Annotated in this window: 16 protein-coding genes and 1 pseudogene; 12 read left to right on the top strand and 5 right to left on the bottom strand. The window is 47.4% G+C overall.

The genetic code is table 11. The annotated features are described in order from the left end of the window. Positions 1-108: 108 nt before the first annotated feature. From rpsP to rplS, 4 genes are read left to right on the top strand one after another with little or no spacing between them, the layout of a single operon-like run. Positions 109-360: a 30S ribosomal protein S16 gene (rpsP, locus tag I4W93_RS10880; protein ID WP_027671544.1), complete on the top strand. Its 252-nt coding sequence runs from the start codon at positions 109-111 to the stop codon at positions 358-360. 29 nt (positions 361-389) lie between these two features. Beyond that, positions 390-917, top strand: coding sequence for a ribosome maturation factor RimM (gene rimM, locus I4W93_RS10875; protein WP_205310897.1), 528 nt, complete (start codon positions 390-392; stop codon positions 915-917). After that, positions 917-1705 carry a tRNA (guanosine(37)-N1)-methyltransferase TrmD gene (trmD, locus tag I4W93_RS10870; protein WP_438646774.1) on the top strand — a complete coding sequence of 263 codons (789 nt, stop codon included), beginning with the start codon at positions 917-919 and terminating at the stop codon, positions 1703-1705. Before rimM ends, trmD begins: the two co-directional genes overlap by 1 nt. A gap of 22 nt (positions 1706-1727) precedes the next feature. Continuing rightward, a complete protein-coding gene (gene rplS, locus I4W93_RS10865) occupies positions 1728-2087 on the top strand; it encodes a 50S ribosomal protein L19 (protein ID WP_205310898.1) in 360 nt (119 codons plus the stop codon). A gap of 253 nt (positions 2088-2340) precedes the next feature. On the opposite strand, the gene I4W93_RS10860 is transcribed toward rplS, so the two are convergent. Beyond that, on the bottom strand, positions 2341-3330 hold the full coding sequence (locus tag I4W93_RS10860) for a hypothetical protein (protein ID WP_205310899.1): 990 nt from the start codon (positions 3328-3330) through the stop codon (positions 2341-2343). Between the two features lie 86 nt (positions 3331-3416). Then, on the bottom strand, positions 3417-4151 hold the full coding sequence (locus tag I4W93_RS10855; protein ID WP_205310900.1) for a hypothetical protein: 735 nt from the start codon (positions 4149-4151) through the stop codon (positions 3417-3419). 361 nt (positions 4152-4512) lie between these two features. Between I4W93_RS10855 and I4W93_RS10850 the strand changes: the two are divergent. The 4 genes and pseudogenes from I4W93_RS10850 (at position 4513) to tyrA (ending at position 8822) form a co-directional block, all read left to right on the top strand. Then, positions 4513-5690 (top strand): annotated as a pseudogene (locus I4W93_RS10850) (IS4 family transposase). A 93-nt stretch (positions 5691-5783) separates the two neighbouring features. After that, positions 5784-6389 carry a DNA-J related domain-containing protein gene (locus I4W93_RS10845; protein ID WP_224673387.1) on the top strand — a complete coding sequence of 202 codons (606 nt, stop codon included), beginning with the start codon at positions 5784-5786 and terminating at the stop codon, positions 6387-6389. A 239-nt stretch (positions 6390-6628) separates the two neighbouring features. After that, positions 6629-7687, top strand: a complete 1059-nt coding sequence (locus I4W93_RS10840; RefSeq protein WP_205310901.1) for a 3-deoxy-7-phosphoheptulonate synthase — start codon at positions 6629-6631, stop codon at positions 7685-7687. 1 nt (position 7688) lies between these two features. After that, positions 7689-8822, top strand: a complete 1134-nt coding sequence (gene tyrA / locus I4W93_RS10835) for a bifunctional chorismate mutase/prephenate dehydrogenase (RefSeq protein WP_205310902.1) — start codon at positions 7689-7691, stop codon at positions 8820-8822. A gap of 72 nt (positions 8823-8894) precedes the next feature. Here tyrA and I4W93_RS10830 read toward each other — a convergent pair whose 3' ends face one another. Then, positions 8895-11333 carry a CapA family protein gene (locus I4W93_RS10830; protein ID WP_205310903.1) on the bottom strand — a complete coding sequence of 813 codons (2439 nt, stop codon included), beginning with the start codon at positions 11331-11333 and terminating at the stop codon, positions 8895-8897. A gap of 137 nt (positions 11334-11470) precedes the next feature. Then, positions 11471-12352 (bottom strand): LOG family protein, encoded by an 882-nt coding sequence (locus I4W93_RS10825; RefSeq protein ID WP_205310904.1) that lies wholly within the window; start codon positions 12350-12352, stop codon positions 11471-11473. A gap of 149 nt (positions 12353-12501) precedes the next feature. Between I4W93_RS10825 and I4W93_RS10820 the strand changes: the two genes are divergently transcribed. The 4 genes from I4W93_RS10820 (at position 12502) to I4W93_RS10805 (ending at position 16632) form a co-directional block, all read left to right on the top strand. Then, a complete protein-coding gene (locus I4W93_RS10820; protein ID WP_205310905.1) occupies positions 12502-13908 on the top strand; it encodes an MBL fold metallo-hydrolase RNA specificity domain-containing protein in 1407 nt (468 codons plus the stop codon). Positions 13909-14026: 118 nt separating this feature from the next. Continuing rightward, positions 14027-15001 carry a tetratricopeptide repeat protein gene (locus tag I4W93_RS10815; RefSeq protein WP_224673386.1) on the top strand — a complete coding sequence of 325 codons (975 nt, stop codon included), beginning with the start codon at positions 14027-14029 and terminating at the stop codon, positions 14999-15001. 34 nt (positions 15002-15035) lie between these two features. After that, the gene (gloA2, locus tag I4W93_RS10810) at positions 15036-15431 is read left to right on the top strand and encodes an SMU1112c/YaeR family gloxylase I-like metalloprotein (protein WP_205310907.1); all 396 of its coding nucleotides are present in this window, start codon (positions 15036-15038) and stop codon (positions 15429-15431) included. Between the two features lie 163 nt (positions 15432-15594). Continuing rightward, positions 15595-16632 carry a hypothetical protein gene (locus I4W93_RS10805; protein ID WP_205310908.1) on the top strand — a complete coding sequence of 346 codons (1038 nt, stop codon included), beginning with the start codon at positions 15595-15597 and terminating at the stop codon, positions 16630-16632. Positions 16633-16747: 115 nt separating this feature from the next. On the opposite strand, the gene I4W93_RS10800 is transcribed toward I4W93_RS10805, so the two are convergent. Beyond that, a complete protein-coding gene (locus tag I4W93_RS10800) occupies positions 16748-17902 on the bottom strand; it encodes a chorismate mutase (RefSeq protein ID WP_205310909.1) in 1155 nt (384 codons plus the stop codon). Positions 17903-17924 lie beyond the last annotated feature (22 nt).

Here is a 17924-nt window from a genome sequence, read left to right as displayed (position 1 = left end):
AAATACCTTGCAATTGCGCTCTAAATCAGTAAAATGCTGCAGCCCTTGGATCCAACCGGGGGCTTTGTTATTTTTGATAAAACCTGAACGATAAAATTAGAGGGCCTTATGGTAACTATTCGTTTACAACGTGGTGGCGCAAAAAAGCGTCCATTTTACCAAGTTGTGGTAGCGGACAGCCGTTTTGCTCGTGACGGCCGCTTTATTGAGCGCGTGGGTTTCTTTAACCCAATCGCTGGCGGTACTGAAGAGAAACTGCGTCTGGACCTGGATCGCGTTAATCACTGGGTAGCACAAGGTGCTTCATTAAGTGATCGCGTTGCAAACTTGGTAAAAACTGCTGAGAAAGCATCTGCTTAATTAGCAAAAGGTCGTGTGGAGTAGTCAGCTTGAGTGAGAAAGATTTAGTCGTTCTTGGCAAATTTGGTGCGGTTTACGGCATCAATGGCTGGCTGAAAGTTAACGCTTACACCGACATCCCGGAAGGGATTTTTGATTACAAACCCTGGCAGGTAAAATTTCAGGGTAGCTGGCAACCAGTGCAAATTTCTAGCTGGAAGCGCCATGGTAATGGCCTGATAGCGAAATTGGACGGCGTCAGTGACAGAGACTTAGCGCAGCAGTATGTAAATGCTGATATCGCTATAGCGAGCCAGGCACTGCCTTCTTTGGAAGTGGGTGACTATTACTGGAAAGACCTGATGGGCTTGGCAGTAATAACAGAGGCGGGTTATCACTTAGGTGAAGTAACTGACATGATGGAAACGGGTTCTAACGACGTTTTAGTGGTTAAAGCCAACCGTACCGATGCATTTGGTCAGAAAGAAAGGTTGTTGCCGTTTTTAGTGGATTCTGTCATTAAAAGCGTTGATTTAACCGAGCGTCGCATTATCGTAGACTGGGATCCCGCGTTTTAATGCCGGATGACACTAAGCTGTGGGTAGGGGTTGTATCCTTATTCCCGGAAATGTTTCAGGCAATAACGCAATATGGGGTAACCGGCCGTGCTGTAAAGCAAGGCATTATGCAACTGCAATGCTGGAACCCGCGTGATTTCACAACGGACAAGCATCGCACTGTAGATGACCGGCCTTATGGTGGTGGCCCTGGTATGCTGATGATGGTGCAGCCGCTGCGTGACGCTATACGCGCCGCCAAGCATGCTGCAGGTGAAGGTGTACACACGGTATATTTGTCGCCGCAAGGCCGCAAGTTAGACCAAAAAGGTGTTACTGAACTGGCGACGTATTCTAAGCTGCTGTTAGTAGCTGGCCGGTATGAAGGCATTGATGAGCGCGTAATAGAAGGCGAAATTGATTCTGAGTGGTCAATTGGCGATTACGTGTTAAGTGGCGGTGAATTGCCAGCGATGACATTGATAGATGCAGTGTCACGTTTAGTACCAGGTGTACTTGGGCATGAACAGTCAGCAGAACAGGATTCTTTTGCGTCCGGTTTGCTGGATTGTCCACACTACACAAGGCCGGAAGTGTTATCAGATAAACAGGTGCCATCAGTATTACTGAGTGGTAACCATGAAAATATACGACGCTGGCGTTTAAAGCAGTCTCTTGGGAGAACCTGGCTTAGACGACCGGATATGTTAAATCTCCTGGCTCTGACTGAGGAGCAACGACGGTTACTGGCTGAGTTCCAAAAAGAACATCAGCAAGAGTGCCGGACGGGGCAGCAAGAAGACAGTTAATTCCAGGTAAAGTGAGATTGTTATGAGCAAAGTTAGCCAAAACATCATCAAAATGCTTGAAGATGAACAGTTAAAGAAAGACGTTCCAGCGTTCGCGCCGGGCGACACTGTTGTAGTTCAGGTAAAAGTAACAGAAGGTGACAAAAGCCGTTTGCAGGCATTTGAAGGCGTAGTTATCGCTAAGCGTAACCGCGGTCTGCACTCTGCGTTCACCGTACGTAAAATCTCTAATGGCGAAGGTGTTGAGCGTGTATTCCAGACGCACAGCCCAATGGTAGACAGCATCACCGTTAAACGTCGTGGTGCCGTGCGCCGTGCTAAGCTTTATTACTTACGCGATCGTTCAGGTAAATCAGCGCGTATCCGCGAAAAGCTTAACTAAGCTACCCTTAAAAGGCCGACACTTGTCGGCCTTTTTTCTTTTTGGCATAGTGCAGCCTATGACCGATACGAAAGCACGCCATCTGCTACGCCGACCTAGGCAAAGCAAAAAAAGCTTGTTGGAATGGCAGGCTGAAAAACATTAGATGACATGGTACGCGACAGCTGGCAGCAGCAAAACCTTGATGGGTATCAGAAAAGTTAATAGTAATAGCGCTCCATTTAGTTGGAGCGCTTATTTTAAAGTACAAAACCTAACCAGTGCAACGATCAAGCAAGTCACTGCGATAACTCATGCTATCGAGCATGCCACGTACAGCTTGGCTCGCTTGCTGATAATCAGAATAAGAGCCACTTTGTTGTTCTAAATGTTGCTCAATTTGCAAGAAATCGTAGAGCAATAAATCCTGTTCTCGCTGCTGATGGCTAGGCTGGCTATATTGACTGACAATAATCCCCATCAATGCATAGACTCGAAGTGAGTCATAATACATAAGCCCTTCACAGCCACCTGCCAGCTCACATGCCAGCTGCTGCAAAATTAATCCAACCGGATCGGGACTATGTAACTCCTGAGTGGACAGACAAGAGCCCAGGCTAAAAAGTGCAGCTGGATCGTTGTCATGCAGCATTTCTTGGAACACTTGATATACATCAGGCTCATTTAGAAGCTGACGACTAATCAGTGGCATTTCAGCAATTGCAGCAGGAAAACCAGCCAAAGCTGCGGAGCTTTTCCACGCAATTGCCAGTGACAGTATGTCGTCCTCAAGCGAGCTCACAGGCTTTGACGCAAATGCTAATATGTTACTTTTATTGAAAGAATCACAATTATTCACTAACTGCTCTAAAAATAAGATGCTCTCCTCATTAGCTTTACTATAATTTACGTGCAGCATCGCTATATCATCCATAATTTTTTCTCTGAAAAGCACAGTCATCTGACACTGTTCTAGTATTCGCGCTAAACGATATTGGCTGAGTGCATCTCCTTGCCTTGCCAGCTCATACAATTGAAGTGTCAACTGAAAGTAATCGTCGTCAGATTCACTCTCATAATTCTGGTTCGGAGTAATTTCGGTTATAGCTCGATCAGATCTAATTGGACTTTGTACCAAGACTAGCTCCTTGGACTCAGACTTCCTATTAGATTCTCTATCTTTATCGGCTTCGCTAAAAAAGCCTAGCTTGCTAATGCTAAGGACCAGCAAAGCAAATAGAATGAAAAACATTTTTCGGTTCATGTAACTTACTCATCTGTACAATATTACAGAAAAGGCACAAGAAATAGCATTGAACCTTTTCTGTCTTTAGATATTCAAGATCAGTGCTAAACAATTATATTCCTGCAAACCATATTGTCCGCAGTTCCTGTACAAACTCGCACAGTTCTTTCACTTGATCCTCCGAATAGTTGAATCGTAATGGTGTTGCCTGCGGTTTGCCCATAACTGCTGCTGTCACCAATGCCGCCGCCATTACCAGTGTTAGAGGACATGCCATTTAGTTGTGTTGCAATAATATTGCCATCAGAGTCCACAATTGATATTAAAACGAAAGTAGTTGACCTAGCTTTTAAGATAAGATTAATCGTATATCCAGAACTAAAATAAACACTTACAACCACATCAGTAAAGTTGTACCAAATGCTTTTCTGTAACAATTGATTCCTCGCCCATGTGGAGACGTCAGCAACAAAACCATAATCAGCAGTAGGAATCTCATTAGACGGATAAATTAGATTTTTAATAGCATCCTCTGCCCGAGGCTGTCTGTCAAAAGCAACAAGATCTAAATACTCATTAAAATCATTAATATGTTTAGGTAAGTTACTAATAGCATGAGCTTCGTTTATTTCCATCCCGAATTCAGGGTCATAGATATTAACTACAAAGAAGGTTCTGAATTCTTGGTAGTCAGAGCTAAACACAATAACATGATGTGATTCATTAGTTGATACAGTTTCTTTTGCCTTAGCTTCAAATTGGCTAGCGCTAAAACAATTCGAACATTCAACAACTTGAGGAAACTCGCGGCTATAGCTATCTTGCGCCTGAGCAGACACACTAATTAAGCAAGCAAGCAAGCAAGCAAGCAAGCAAGCAAGCAAGAAATGATAGTTTGAACTTCATATATTAAGCACCTTTAGGCTATTAAAAGAGGCAAAACATTATCACATTGAATCAAATGGTCAACAATAAAATAACTTTTAATACTTAATTATACTAAAGGTGAGTAATTTATTTACTCTTTAATCAGGGTGTAGGAAGTATAAACCACTACTTTCCCCATCTAAATAGCGTATCAAATAGCTGACGAATCCCCACGAATGGCGTAGATAAAACAAATAGTTAAGGGTGAAGGGAACATTCATGGCAGTTTCCGATCAGATCATTCGCCAAAACTCACAAACCATGAATGCTGCCATGAATGTAAAAACAATGCTCGCCGATTTTCTCTCGTTTGTCACCCCCCAAAGTATGCATAAAGCCAGACTTTCTGCACTAAGTGCCGCCGCACAGAGCCTGCTTAAGAAAGGGTGTTGTACTGTGACCGCTATTGGCCGCGACTATGAGGATCAGGAAAACGAGAAGCACGGCATTAAACGTGCTGACCGCTTGCTTAGCAATGCGGCACTGCAGGCTGAAACACCGTTAATCTACGGCGCAATGACCCGCTTGTTGCGCCAGGGCAAACAGCCCCCTCATTCTGGTGGATTGGAGCAATGCTGATACAGCCAAGCGTCATCACATCCTACGCGCCAGCCTGGCATTAGAAGGTCGTCCACTGACGCTGCACCAAATGGTGGTACCAATGGACGAGTACACTTGCCCGCACGTACACAAGACATTCTTAAACAGGCTAAAGCAGGTATTGCCGGCAGATTTTAAACCGGTGATTATTACCGATGCAGGCTTCAAAGTGCCGTGGCTCAAGCAAATACGTAAGCTCGGCTGGCACTACATCGCCAGAGTGCGCGGCAACCAGACACTGCAACTGCCAGGCCAGGAAGCCTTTATCACGGTGACGAAAGCATACAAAAAGGCCCGTACTTCACCCCAGTTGCTGGGTGAGGTGAAACTGACCAAAGCACAGCAATACCGGACTCAAGCCGTGCTGGTGGGCACCGGTTGGAAGCTGCGTAAATCTGATAAGCACAAACAGTACAAAGAGCCATGGTTGCTGGTATCGTCACTACCGGATTGCTTCAACTATGCGACGAAAATTGCTAAATGTTATGGTAAGCGGATGCAGATAGAAGAGAGCTTCCGTGACCAGAAAAGCCAGACTTACGGGCTTGGCAGCAATGCTCATGGCACTTACAAGCGAGAACGACTGGAAGTACTGTTGCTGCTGGCTGCGTTAGCTAATTGGCTGCATTACATGATAGGACTGGCAGCAGAGCTAGCCGGAAAGCACTTACAGTTTCAGGCAAACAGCATCAAGCACCGGCGCGTGTTGTCGTTCAACTATCTGGGATTACGATTATCTAAGGCCGCCCAGCTAGGGGCTAACCGAAGAAGAGATGCAAGCAGCGAGACAGCAGATTATGCTCTGGGCCGCAGAGTCTGACTGGGGTGTCATCAAACTGGAAAAGAGCTGATACTATGACAATATTCGAGGGGATCCCTCAGCTAAGCTACCCTTAAAAGGCCGACACTTGTCGGCCTTTTTTCTTTTTGGCATAGTGCACCCTATGACCGATACGAAAGCACCACTGGCAACACCCATTCTTAACCTGTTGCAAGGCCAGCTGGAAAGCCTGATTTTGGCGTTTACACCGGCGCACAGCTCGATAGAAGAGCAATACTTGCTATCACGGCTGGGGTTAAAGCTACACAGTGATACGCTGCAAAGCGCCGATCTTGCCCGTTTTCAACAACACTTCGTGCTGTACCATCTGTTATACCGTATTCAGCAGCATTGGCTGGCCCAGCGCCACGGCTATTTAGCCATTGGTCTGGCCAAACTACAGCTATTACCCTTAACGCAAGCATTGCCGCCAGACTCCGATACCGGCCGGCAAGACTATTATCTTAACTGGCAAAACTTTTATGCCATGACAGAGCAATTACTTGATCAGCATCTGGATGCTTTCTGGCAACAGTGGCAACGGCCGGCTGTAGCGGTAAATATTATGGCGTATAGCGAAGCGCTGGCCTTGCTCGACCTCCCGGCTTCGTTTACGCCGCAACAACTGAAAAAAGCTTATCGCACTAAGGCATTGCAGCTACACCCGGATCGCGGTGGCGAGCCGCAGCAATTTATTTTACTGCAACAGGCTTATAAGCAACTGCAGTAACCTGGTTGATAGCTTTTTGTACACTTAACTATACGTATTTTCTAAGGTGTAATTATTTGCTGCTATCTTGATTTTATTGGTCTGTAATGGGTTGACGTGTTGCTTTTGGATCTTTACTATTCGCAAAACGTATTTAAATAATTACGTGTTGTACATTAATGTTTACGTAAGGGCGCCACTAAGCAACTTTCGCGTTTTTACCTATGCTTAATGCCAACACCGCACACCGGAGTTTAAGCATGAGTAAGATAGTAGATGACCTGCGCATAGTGGCAGAAAAACCATTGAGCCCGCCGGCAGTATTGAAAAAAGTATTACCCTTGTCAGAACAAGGCGCTGAGTTTGTGCAACAGGCGCGCAATACCATTGCCGATGTAGTACACGGCCGCGATAAACGTCTGCTGGTGGTAACTGGCCCATGCTCTATCCACGATCCGGTAGCGGCGATTGAGTACGCGCAAAAGTTGAAACAGCTACAATTACAATACGCCGACACCCTGTACATAGTAATGCGGGTGTATTTTGAGAAACCCCGCACTACGGTAGGCTGGAAAGGCTTTATTAATGATCCGCATTTGGACGACTCGTTCGACTTGGAAACCGGCTTAACCTGGGGTCGTGAGCTGTTGCTGAAAATGGTTGCGATGGAATTACCTACTGCCACCGAAGCGCTGGATCCCATCAGCCCGCAGTATATGTCAGATTTAATTAGCTGGTCTGCCATTGGTGCCCGCACCGTAGAATCGCAAACACACCGCGAGATGGCCAGTGGCTTGTCGATGCCGGTAGGTTTTAAAAACGGTACCGACGGTAATTTAAATATCGCGCTCAACGCGCTGCAATCCGCTGCCAGTGGCCATAGCTTTATCGGTATTAATCAGCGTGGTGAGGTTAGCCTGGTGCAAACGGCCGGTAACCCGGATGGCCATATAATATTGCGTGGCGGTGCTAAACCAAACTACGACGAGCATAGCATTGGCGAGGCTTTGGCCAAGCTGGACAAACTTAAACTGCCGCGCGGCATAGTGGTAGATTGCAGCCATGGCAACTCTAACAAAGACCATAACCGCCAGGGCGAAGTGGCGCACAATGTACTGGCGCAACGTTTGGCCGGTAATGCCGCCATTATAGGCATTATGTTGGAGAGCCATTTACACGCAGGACGGCAGGAGCTAATTGACGGTAAAGCCGAAAAATACGGGGTGTCAGTAACCGATGCCTGTATTGATTGGGACACCACCGCAGCGCTGTTAGCCAGCTTACACCAGCAAATGCAACCGGCGGTTGTGGCAGCCTGATATGACACAGCTGACAGCCCAGCAGGCATTGGCGCCACTGCGCCAGCAAATAGACAGCATCGACAGCCAACTGGTAGCGCTGTTGGCGCAGCGCGCTGGCGTTACTGCGCAGGTTGGCAAAATTAAGCAGCAATTCGCCTTGCCGGTATATGTGCCTGAGCGAGAACAGGCTTTGCTTAGCGCACGGCGAGAGCAGGCTCAAGTGCTTGGTGTCTCCGCTGACCTTATCGAAGATGTACTGCGGCGTATAATGCGCGAGTCATACCAAACCCAGGAAAGCGGCTTTGTTTGCTGTCGCGACGGTGGCGGTAAAGTGGTGGTGGTTGGCGGTGCAGGAGCGCTGGGTGCGCGCTTTGTCAGCTTATTTACCCGTTCCGGTTACAAGGTTGCCGTGCTAGAGCAGCAAGACTGGCGCGATGCAGAAGCAATTTGTGCTGATGCTGCGCTGGTGCTGCTGGCAGTGCCGATTACACTAACCGAGCAGTTGATTAATCAGCTACCCGCACTGCCAGAAGACTGCGTACTGGCCGATATCACCAGTATTAAAGCGCAGCCTTTGGCGGCGATGCTGGCAAAACACAGCGGCCCGGTAGTCGGGCTACACCCGATGTTTGGCCCGGATATTACTAATCTGGTAAAACAAGTGGTAGTGGTATGCCATGGCCGTGCTGACGGCCAATATCAATGGCTGCTAAAGCAGCTGAATGTCTGGGGTGCCGAGTTGGCAGTCAAGCAGGCGGCCGAGCATGACAGCGCCATGCAGTTAATTCAGGCGATGCGGCACTTTTCGTCGTTGGTCTACGGCGTTCATTTGGCTGATGAAAATGCCGATCTTAATGAGCTATTGCAGCTAAGCTCACCGATATACCGGCTGGAGCTAGCGATGGTAGGGCGCTTATTTGCGCAAAATGCTGAGTTGTACGCCGATATTATGCTGTCATCTTGCGAAGTTGCCGCACTGCTTGAGCGCTATCAGCAACGCTTTACTGGGCTACTGCAACTGCTTAAAGCTAAAGATAAAGCCGGTTTAATCGCGCAGTTTAGCAAGGGCCAGCAGTTTTTTGGCGAGCTGGCTGGCCAGTTTTTACAAGAGAGTAAACAGCTATTACAAAAAGCTGCCGATAGCCGCAGTTAAATTCGCCTTAACAGCGGATACCGTCAAAAGGGCGGCTTCCCGACGGCGGCATTTTAACGAGCAGTCGGGTAGTTAGTTGTTATTTAATTTTGCTATAACCTGGCTTAACTTCATGGCATTGGAGCCTTTAAACAACACTATGTCACCACTGATAAGTGCCGAACTGAGTAAGTCTGGCAGGGTGGAGGTATCTGGTAATATAGCGCCTTGCATATTGTCCGGTAGTAGCGGCCACAACGCTGCCATGTTTTTACCCACCAAAAATACTTTACTTACGCCAGCAGCCAAAAGTGGTTTTAGTAAATCCCGGTGCAGTTTCTCCGATTGCGAGCCAAGCTCCAGCATGTCCGCCAAAACAGCTATGGCACGACAATCGCGTTGTTTACTATAGTGATGTTGGCTATATTGATGCAGTAATTCCAAGCTTGCTTTCATCGAGGCTGGGTTGGCATTGTAAGACTCATCCAATAGCACTACGTTTTTTCCTGCAATTTCAATGTCGATTTTTTCGCCCTTACCTGCTTCAGGGCTAAAGCGTTGCAGGTACAAAGCATGTTGCTGCCAATTCATTCCCAGTTGCCGCAGCGCAATTAACACCGCCATACTGTTTAAAACCTGATGCTTGCCAAGTTGGCCCATGTTGTAGTGAAACGCTGTGCCAAAAACGCTGATCTCAACCCGGCCTGTGGCAAAGTTGTAACTGCGTAACCGAACATCTGCAAGTACACTTTCACCGTACAAAATAACCTGTGCACCACTATTGCGCGCTTTCATTAGCACAAAATCCAGGCAAGGCATATCAGCGTTAACAATCGCTGTGCCTCCTATAGGCATATCGCGAAACAGTGCCGATTTTAGCAAGGCAATATCAGCAATGTGTCCAAACGACTCGGCATGAGCATTAGACAAAGAGGTAAAAATAGCAATGTTTGGCCGGACGTAAAAATGGTGATGGTCAAACTTTTGCGACGCTGACACTTCCAGCACGGCATGGTTTGCACCTTGCAACTTAGTAAGGCTATGGAGTGAGTCTTGGAATAAGTTTCTGTTTTTGCCTTTGGTAACAAATAATTCGCCGGTGTTAGGGTTAAGCGCCAGCGCCTGCTGCATCATCATTACTGTGCTGGATTTACCGGCAGAGCCGGTAATACCTATCAGCCGGCACTGGGAATAATCCCGCATAAAATTGGCGGCTTTTTTAACCAAACTAAAGGTATTGTCTATCACCAACACGTTGGCATCAGGCACTAACGCTATGAGTGCGTCAGACATGGCATTGCAAACAACGAAATTGTTATACCCCAGTTTTTTTGCCTTGATGACTATTTCATCGAGTGTCTTGTTGGCCTGGTTATGTTGCTCTCTCGGCCAGCTATCGTCACGCAGAACAAAAAAACTGTCTGGCCGATAGTCGTGAAACGAAGAGCTAAAACCAGCGCAAGGTGCAGCGGTATCACCTTGATAAAAGTACAAGCCATCAGCTGCAATATGATCAAGCCACTGGCGAATACTTAGTGGTAGGTTTTCATCCTCTTCATCAACCGTAAAAGGTTGAGCAATGACGGGCTGTTCAGTACCGACCAAGCGCACTTGAAAATCGGTTAGTTTGTTGTCGGTAAGTATATTTTGCGCAACACTTTGCCATCCATCGCCGTTATCAACCAATGAGACAATAAGGCTTTGTGGTGCAGCGTCTAGTTTTTGGTATCGCCCGGGAGAATTAAACACAAAATTACCAATCGAGTAAAAAATCTGGCCAGAGCCAAACTGCTCTATTGTATCGGCGGTGTGGCTACCATGAGCAATAATATAATCAGCGCCAACGGCGACCATTTCGCGGCACCATTCCTGCTGCTGTACTGTTACGGGTTTGTAGTCAATACCCTGCCAGTGTGGGCACATGATAATGGTTGCATCGGGCTCATCGTCTCTAAGTTGCATCAGGGTGTCAGCCCAGAATTCGCTGTCGGCTTCGGCTACGCCGGCGCTAGTGTCGCTGGCAAAAAAACCATAGTCATGGTAGCGCTTGTTAGCCAGCATGGCATTAAAGATATAGATTTTCTTACCGCAATCCGTTGGGTGGTTAATGATGTAAGGCCGGCAGGCGCGTTGTCTGTTTTGTCCAGCACCTAATACAGCGATACCGGCCTGCTCTAGTTGGCTTATCATATCCAACAGCGCATCGGCACCAAAATCCATACTGTGATTATTGGCCAGCATAACCGCAGTTACGCCTATTTTTTTTAATATAGGTATAAAAACATCCGGCTTATCGCGACCTGGATATTGTTTGCCAGTAATAGCTGGTGCTGGCAGATTACTGAGCACAGCTTCAAGGTTTACAATAATTTCGTTACTGGCGGCCAGGGCAGGCAACAGCTGGCTAAAAAATGACTCAGGTTGTTGCTGTAGCCGGGCAAAGGCCACAGGATAGCGTGCGCTGGCGCGCTCCAAGTAGTAATAACCTAAACTGGTGTCACCACAAAAACTGATTTTGAAACTGCGTATCATGTTATCTCTCTAGCTATCTTGTTCAACCCATCTTGCCCTGTTTCCCAAAGCTACTGCAGCCGAAGAGGCGCACTGTTGCCGCACTTTTTTGCGGCGCACTATAGCATGCAAAAATCGCTTTTTGACACGAAAATGCATTAGGTTTCTAACTGATAGAAATCTGAAATTAATTGCCATGCATGCTCTGGCGTATCAGCGTATTGGATCAGCTCTACATCCTCCTCGCTTATCAGGCCTTCTTCTACCAACATGTCAAAGTTTATCAAACGCTGCCAAAAAGCTTGATCGTAAAGAATAACGGGTACCCGTTCAGATTTTTTGGTTTGGATTAGGGTTAGTGTTTCAAACAACTCATCCAAAGTGCCAAAGCCACCTGGGAAGGCGACCAAGGCGCGAGCTCGCTGTAAAAAGTGCATTTTGCGTATAGCAAAATAGTGAAATTGAAAACAAAACTGCGGTGTTATGTAAGAGTTGGGATGCTGCTCTTTCGGTAGCACAATGTTTAAACCGATACTTTCGCCGCCGGCATCCATCGCTCCGCGGTTGGCCGCTTCCATAACACCGGGGCCGCCGCCACTAATAATGGTCATAGCATAGTCAGGCTTGCAGCAACTAAAGCGGGTAGCCAGTGCAGCAAACTGCTGTGAGGCAGCATAATATTTACTGTTATCCAGCTGTCTGCTTGCGCGTTTTAAAGCCAATCGATGTTCGGCTGAATCGGTTTCTATCAGCTGTTTTTCAGCTAACGCCAATGCCGTTTGGGCCTGTTGTGGTGATAAAAATCGTGCACTGCCAAATACCACTATGGTGGCATTAATGTTGTGCTGCTCCAGCACTAGTTGTGGTTTTAAGTATTCCAACTGCAGCCTGACGTGGCGCAATTCGTCCTGCATTAAAAACGCATTATCGGCAAATGCTAACCGGTAGGAGCTGTGGTGCTGTCCTTTTTCCGCAGCCTCTAATGATTGTTGCGCCGACGCCAGATGACGTTCGTGCAACTGATGTGGGTCACTTGCCATAATATATTCTCCTGCAATGTGTTATCGCCGCAATGCAAATAAGCTTAAAGCAAATGTGGCAAAACTAATATCTTGTTTGATATAGGCTAATCTTTAACTCAGTTTTATGCGCTATAAGATTAAGCAAGCTTTTAATAGGGATAATGCTCATGCCACTTTCTGCGACGTTGCAATTTATCGGTGCTGCGCAACAAGTTACCGGTTCTTGCTATCTAATTAAATTGAATAATAAGCAAATTTTACTCGACTGCGGCATGGTGCAGGGCGCGGATCAAATTCGTGAATGGCACAAATTCCGTTTTTCTTTTAAACCGAAAGATATCGATTTGGTGATTTTATCTCACGCCCATATCGACCACAGCGGTTTGTTACCGCTTTTGGTTGCGCGTGGCTTTGATGGCAAAATACTTTGCACCCCCGGCACGGCCGAGTTGTTGCCGGTTTTGCTAAAAGACTCAGTGCATTTGTATTTAAAAGACTTAGAGTGGCAAAACAAAAAAGCCGCGCGGGCCGGCAAAAAACTGCAAGAACCGGTATTGTCAGTGACAGACGCTGAACGGGTCGTGCATTTGTGTGAACCTGTAGCCTATAAAAAGCGCGTAATACCGCTACCTGGCTTAGAGTTGGAATTTGCCGATGCCGGGCATATTTTAGGCTCAGCCATCGTGCAGCTGTGGTTAAAAGGCAGCCAAGCCATGCGCAAGCTGGTGTTCTCTGGTGATTTAGGTAACCCGGCTACCGTATTAATGCACGACCCAACCGATATAGGCCAGGCCGATATTGTATTAATGGAAAGTACCTATGGTAATCGCAATCATCAAAATATGGACAGCTCATTGGATGAGTTTGCCGATGCCTTACAACAGGCCAACAAAGACGGCGGTAATGTGTTTATTCCAGCCTTTGCACTGGGGCGCTCGCAGGAAATTTTGTACTACATAGCGCTATTGCATCATCAGGGCCGGTTAAAACAACGCATGGTGTTTCTTGACAGCCCTATGGCGATTAGCATTACCAATATTTACAACGACTTCCTGTATTGCCTGGATCAAAAAGATTTAGCCGCTATTGGCTTTAAAAAAGGTATGCAGCTGCAAGATTTGCTGCCAATGCTGCGCTTAACCGAAAGCGTAGAAGAATCTATGGCAATAAACCGCGTTAGCGGCGGCGCTATTATTATCGCTGGTAGCGGCATGTGTAACGGTGGCCGTATAGTGCATCACTTTAAGCACAGTTTATGGAAAAGCAGCAACCATCTGATCTTTGTTGGTTTTCAGGCCTACGGTACCCTAGGCCGGCGCTTGGTAGAAGGTGAGCGGCGGGTTAAGTTGTTTGGCCAGGATATAATGGTTAAAGCCAAAGTGCATACCATCGGCGGTTTTTCGGCCCATGCCGGCCAAAGTGAGCTACTGGACTGGGCGCAGGGCATTGGCGGCAAGCCGGCGTTTTATCTGGTGCATGGTGAGCCAGAGGCACAACAAGCATTGCAGCAGGAGCTGATTGAGCTGGGTATTCAAGCGCAGATCCCGGCCAAAGACGATGTTATTGAGCTGTAAGATACGGCATACAATTTGTTACTTTTGACCTATAGAAAGGCTCCGTGCCGTGCTTTATAGTGCTGACAATGTCAATGTCGGCAGCGCGAAACGGAGCAGCAAAATGCTTAGCAACACCATGCGTAGTACCCTCTTATTCTCAAGCCTGTTGCTGTTAAGCAGCGCACTACAGGCTACTACTTCTGATCTGGCAGATCAGGTTGAAACTTTGTGGCAGACAGAAAATTACACTGCAGCACAGGCGTTATTGGCCCCTTTAGTGAATAAGAAAACTAAAGATGCACAGTTGCTGGCTCTGCTGGGGCAAACTGAGGCGGTGTTAAAAAATAGCGAGCGCGCAGAAGAGCTGCTGGAAAAAGCCATTAAATACAACGCCAATAATGCCGACTACCAGCACTGGTACGCTACAGTTAGTTGCAATCTGGCTAGCAGCGCCAGTATGTTTAGTGCGCTGGGGTATGCTAAACGTTGTAAAAAAGCTTACGAAACGGCACTCGAACTGGCACCACAAAACCCGCGAAGTTATATTGCACTTGGCAGTTTTCTGGCCCAGGCGCCAGGTATTGCCGGTGGCGACAAAAATGAAGCTTTAAAGCTGGCAGAGCAGTTAAAACAGCTGGATACCTTACAAGGCTGGTTACTTGAGCTAAAGCTCACAGATATTAGCGATGAGGCGGCATTTAACCAGTTTCTTGCCAGTGCCGAACCATTAAAAACGCGGCCTGAAGCTTATTTTCAGCGCGCGATGCAACTTGCTGGTACAGAGAACTACAGCGCAGCTATTACGCTGTTGCAGCAGGCGATAAGCCAAACTGCCGTGGATGATGACGCCAAAGCATCGATAAGCGAAAGCCATTATCAGCTGGCACGCTGTGCCGTGCTGGGTAAAACTGCAGTTACTGAGGGCATAGCTGCCATGCAGCACTATTTGCAAGAGAATCCGGCATCTGAGCGCTACGACTGGGCGCAGTTGCGTTTAGCACAGCTTTATGTGCTGGCCAATAACCGCGATAAAGCGACAGCTATTACTCAGCCGCTGCTGGCATCAACTAATGATGACAAACTAAAGGCTGAGCTGAAAAAGCTACTCTGATACACTAAAGGCCTGACTGTTTCAGGCCTTTTTTATGACCCGTCCAATACTTAACGCTATTCATCATGTGGCTATTATTTGCAGCGATTATACCCATTCAAAGCAGTTCTATACGCAATTGCTGGGCTTAAGCGTAATTGCTGAAAACTACCGCCGCGAGCGTGATTCCTGGAAGCTGGATCTGGCGTTACCTAATGGTAATCAGCTTGAGTTATTTAGCTTTCCCAACCCACCTGCCAGGCCAAGCCAGCCGGAAGCGCAAGGCCTGCGCCATCTGGCTTTTGTGGTAGATGATGTCGCAGCATTTACCACTTACTTAACGCAAAATGGCGTAGCAGTAGAGCCAATTCGCATTGACGAGTTCACCGGTAAAGCTTTTACTTTCTTTCAAGACCCCGACGGACTGCCGCTGGAGTTGTATCAGCGATAACTACTTTTTGCTAACTATTGCAACGATAGCATGGCATAAGCATAAATATTTTAACGGCGATATTGCTTAACGTTTTCAGCTTGGATATGTTTGACGGCGTTTAGTACTGTATCCATGCAACTAACCTCAACCTCGGGTCAACACGCTTCCTAAAGGATAAAACATGACATTAAATAGGCTAATGGCGCTGCTTTGTGGCGCTGTGTTATTGACCGCGTGTGGTGGTGGCTCCGACACCAAGGATACGGGTACCGGCGGAGGGGCAAACGCACCGCTTAGCATGACGTATTATGGCATGTGGCAACTTGATGGCGATACCTACGTAGGCATATCTGATAGCTCAATAACTACCTATGTCAATGACCCTACTCAAGGCTGCATGGAAGTGGGGTTGTTTAATATTGTTACCAGTACAGTCAACTCTGTTGTCACCGAGGATGCACAGACAGGTGAACGCAGCACATCGCTTTTTGCGATGAATGGCGCGAATTTGCGGGTGACAGAAGATAATGTAACGCTTGAATTTGTGGCTGGTGATTATCCGCACTTGTCACAGGCCTGTGGTGTTGTCAGCGGTGCAAGCAGCATTGCATTTGCATTGCAGCTAGACTATTTGCCGCCAGTGGTACGCATAAATCGAGATGCACAGCTCACCGGCCGTGTTGAGTATCAGTACGGTGTTCATTTTGATATAAATCGCAATAATGTCGCGGATCCGGGCGATGTACTCGTGCAGTTGCAACATTATAAGTCGAGCTCGGGTAGCGCAGAGGATATTGCATTACCCTATCTTGGTGCCAACATTTGGGCGGTATTCCCACGAAAACAGGCTTTGGGGACTACGACAACCACATCAAGTACTACCGCTAATAGTGTCCAGGTGCAACAAAGTGCTAGCACGCTTACTTTTAACGTTGATATGAGAACGCATCCTTTAATGCGATTTGTCGATGCACAGACACCAATGTTTGTGTATACCTACATCAATTATCCGCAACCTGAAGCAGAGGTGATTGCCGAGTGGCTAGACGGCCCGTGGAACTGGTCATCTGAAACACATCAAGATCGCTACCCTGACGTTGGCTTAACCCAGCCAAACTTTCACGCCGATATGCAAATGACGGATGCATCTGGAGATTTAATAAAAGGCGAGGCCAAATGGGTCGATATTAAAGGCATAAGTTTGCGCTTTATCGAATGATTGCGCGCAATGCTTGTCGAGCTTGGTTAAGCTTAATGAGTTAAACCTACTGCATTTTTACTGCTGCTATCAGGTTGAAACCGCTAAGGGGCTAGTGCCCCTTGTTGCTGTATTGCTAGCTACTGGTTACCTGAGTGGGCTCGATATCTTCACTGGGGTAGCAGCCTAGTACCTTAATAAATTTTGTGATTTTATTCAGCTCCTCCAGTGCGCGTGTCATGGCGTAGTCGTTAAGATTGGCAAATACATCCACGTAAAACATCTCTTCCCAAGGGTTGCCATTAATAGGGCGGGACTCGAGCTTACCCATACTGATACCGTGCTGCTTTAATACCAATAAAGCATCTACCAGCGCACCCGGCTGCTGGCCGGTATACATGATAAAAGTAGTTTTCGCCGGTATGGCCTTGGCCACGGTTACCGGTTTGCGTGCTACTACAATAAAGCGACTAACGTTGTCTTTCTGGTTGGCCAGATCGCGGGTCAGCACCTCAAGGCCATACAGCTGGCCGCCTTCTTCGCCGCCAATGGCGACTACGGTAGGGTCTTTTTGCTGCTTTATGCGGTTAAAGGCGTCGGATGAGCTGTCGCAATACTCAATTTTTACTTGCGACAAACCCTGCAGGAACTGGCTGCATTGGGCAATCACCTGCGGATGTGCGCACACTTGGCGAATTTTGCTTAAATCGGTATCCGGTAAGCCCAGTAAGCAGTGGGCGATAGGGTGGGTTAGCTCGCCAACGATAGACAACCGCGTGTGCTGCAGTATGTCGTATACCTCGTTGATACTGCCGGACGAGGTGTTTTCAATCGGTAGCAGGGCATAGTCGGCATGGCCGGTTTCTACTGCCTGTACTATCTCGTTAAAGCTGTCGCAGCCTTGCTCGATTATACGCTCGGCGCGGCGGGTAAAGTACTTTTGTGTTGCCCAGTAACTGTACGAGCCCTGGCCACCGAGAAAGGCAACCCGCACAGCCGGGCTATTGGTGCCGTTGAGCTGGCCCTGAATTTTGGCCTGTTGCTGTAATACCGAGTCTTCAATAATGACATGGTACAGCCGCGTCACGTACTGCGCATCAAGCCCTAACGGCTTGCCCTGGCCAATCAACGATACTAGCAGCTCCTGCTCACGCTTTTGATCGCGTATCGGTTTGTTTTGTGCCAGCTTAGCATCAGCAACCGCTAGCGCCAGCTGGCGCCGTTTAGACAACAACACCAGCAGTTGTTGGTCGGTATCGCTTATCGCGTGGCGTATTTCATCCAGTTCCATGTTGATATTCTCTTTGTCTGAT

Origin of the sequence: Rheinheimera maricola (assembly GCF_016918075.2) — a bacterium.
In the GTDB taxonomy this organism is placed as follows: Bacteria; Pseudomonadota; Gammaproteobacteria; order Enterobacterales; family Alteromonadaceae; genus Alishewanella; species Alishewanella maricola_A.
This window is presented reverse-complemented; position numbering and strand designations above follow the sequence as displayed.

Excerpts from the sequence above, each read along its gene's own strand:
- I4W93_RS10830 (WP_205310903.1), bottom strand. The coding sequence starts at position 11,333 with ATGATACGCAGTTTCAAAATCAGTTTTTGTGGTGACACCAGTTTAGGT.
- I4W93_RS10840 (WP_205310901.1), top strand. The coding sequence starts at position 6,629 with ATGAGTAAGATAGTAGATGACCTGCGCATAGTGGCAGAAAAACCATTG.
- tyrA (WP_205310902.1), top strand. The coding sequence starts at position 7,689 with ATGACACAGCTGACAGCCCAGCAGGCATTGGCGCCACTGCGCCAGCAA.
- trmD (WP_438646774.1), top strand. The coding sequence starts at position 917 with ATGCCGGATGACACTAAGCTGTGGGTAGGGGTTGTATCCTTATTCCCG.
- I4W93_RS10820 (WP_205310905.1), top strand. The coding sequence starts at position 12,502 with ATGCCACTTTCTGCGACGTTGCAATTTATCGGTGCTGCGCAACAAGTT.
- rpsP (WP_027671544.1), top strand. The coding sequence starts at position 109 with ATGGTAACTATTCGTTTACAACGTGGTGGCGCAAAAAAGCGTCCATTT.
- gloA2 (WP_205310907.1), top strand. The coding sequence starts at position 15,036 with ATGACCCGTCCAATACTTAACGCTATTCATCATGTGGCTATTATTTGC.
- I4W93_RS10845 (WP_224673387.1), top strand. The coding sequence starts at position 5,784 with ATGACCGATACGAAAGCACCACTGGCAACACCCATTCTTAACCTGTTG.
- I4W93_RS10805 (WP_205310908.1), top strand. The coding sequence starts at position 15,595 with ATGACATTAAATAGGCTAATGGCGCTGCTTTGTGGCGCTGTGTTATTG.
- I4W93_RS10860 (WP_205310899.1), bottom strand. The coding sequence starts at position 3,330 with ATGAACCGAAAAATGTTTTTCATTCTATTTGCTTTGCTGGTCCTTAGC.
- I4W93_RS10800 (WP_205310909.1), bottom strand. The coding sequence starts at position 17,902 with ATGGAACTGGATGAAATACGCCACGCGATAAGCGATACCGACCAACAA.
- rplS (WP_205310898.1), top strand. The coding sequence starts at position 1,728 with ATGAGCAAAGTTAGCCAAAACATCATCAAAATGCTTGAAGATGAACAG.
- I4W93_RS10825 (WP_205310904.1), bottom strand. The coding sequence starts at position 12,352 with ATGGCAAGTGACCCACATCAGTTGCACGAACGTCATCTGGCGTCGGCG.
- I4W93_RS10815 (WP_224673386.1), top strand. The coding sequence starts at position 14,027 with ATGCGTAGTACCCTCTTATTCTCAAGCCTGTTGCTGTTAAGCAGCGCA.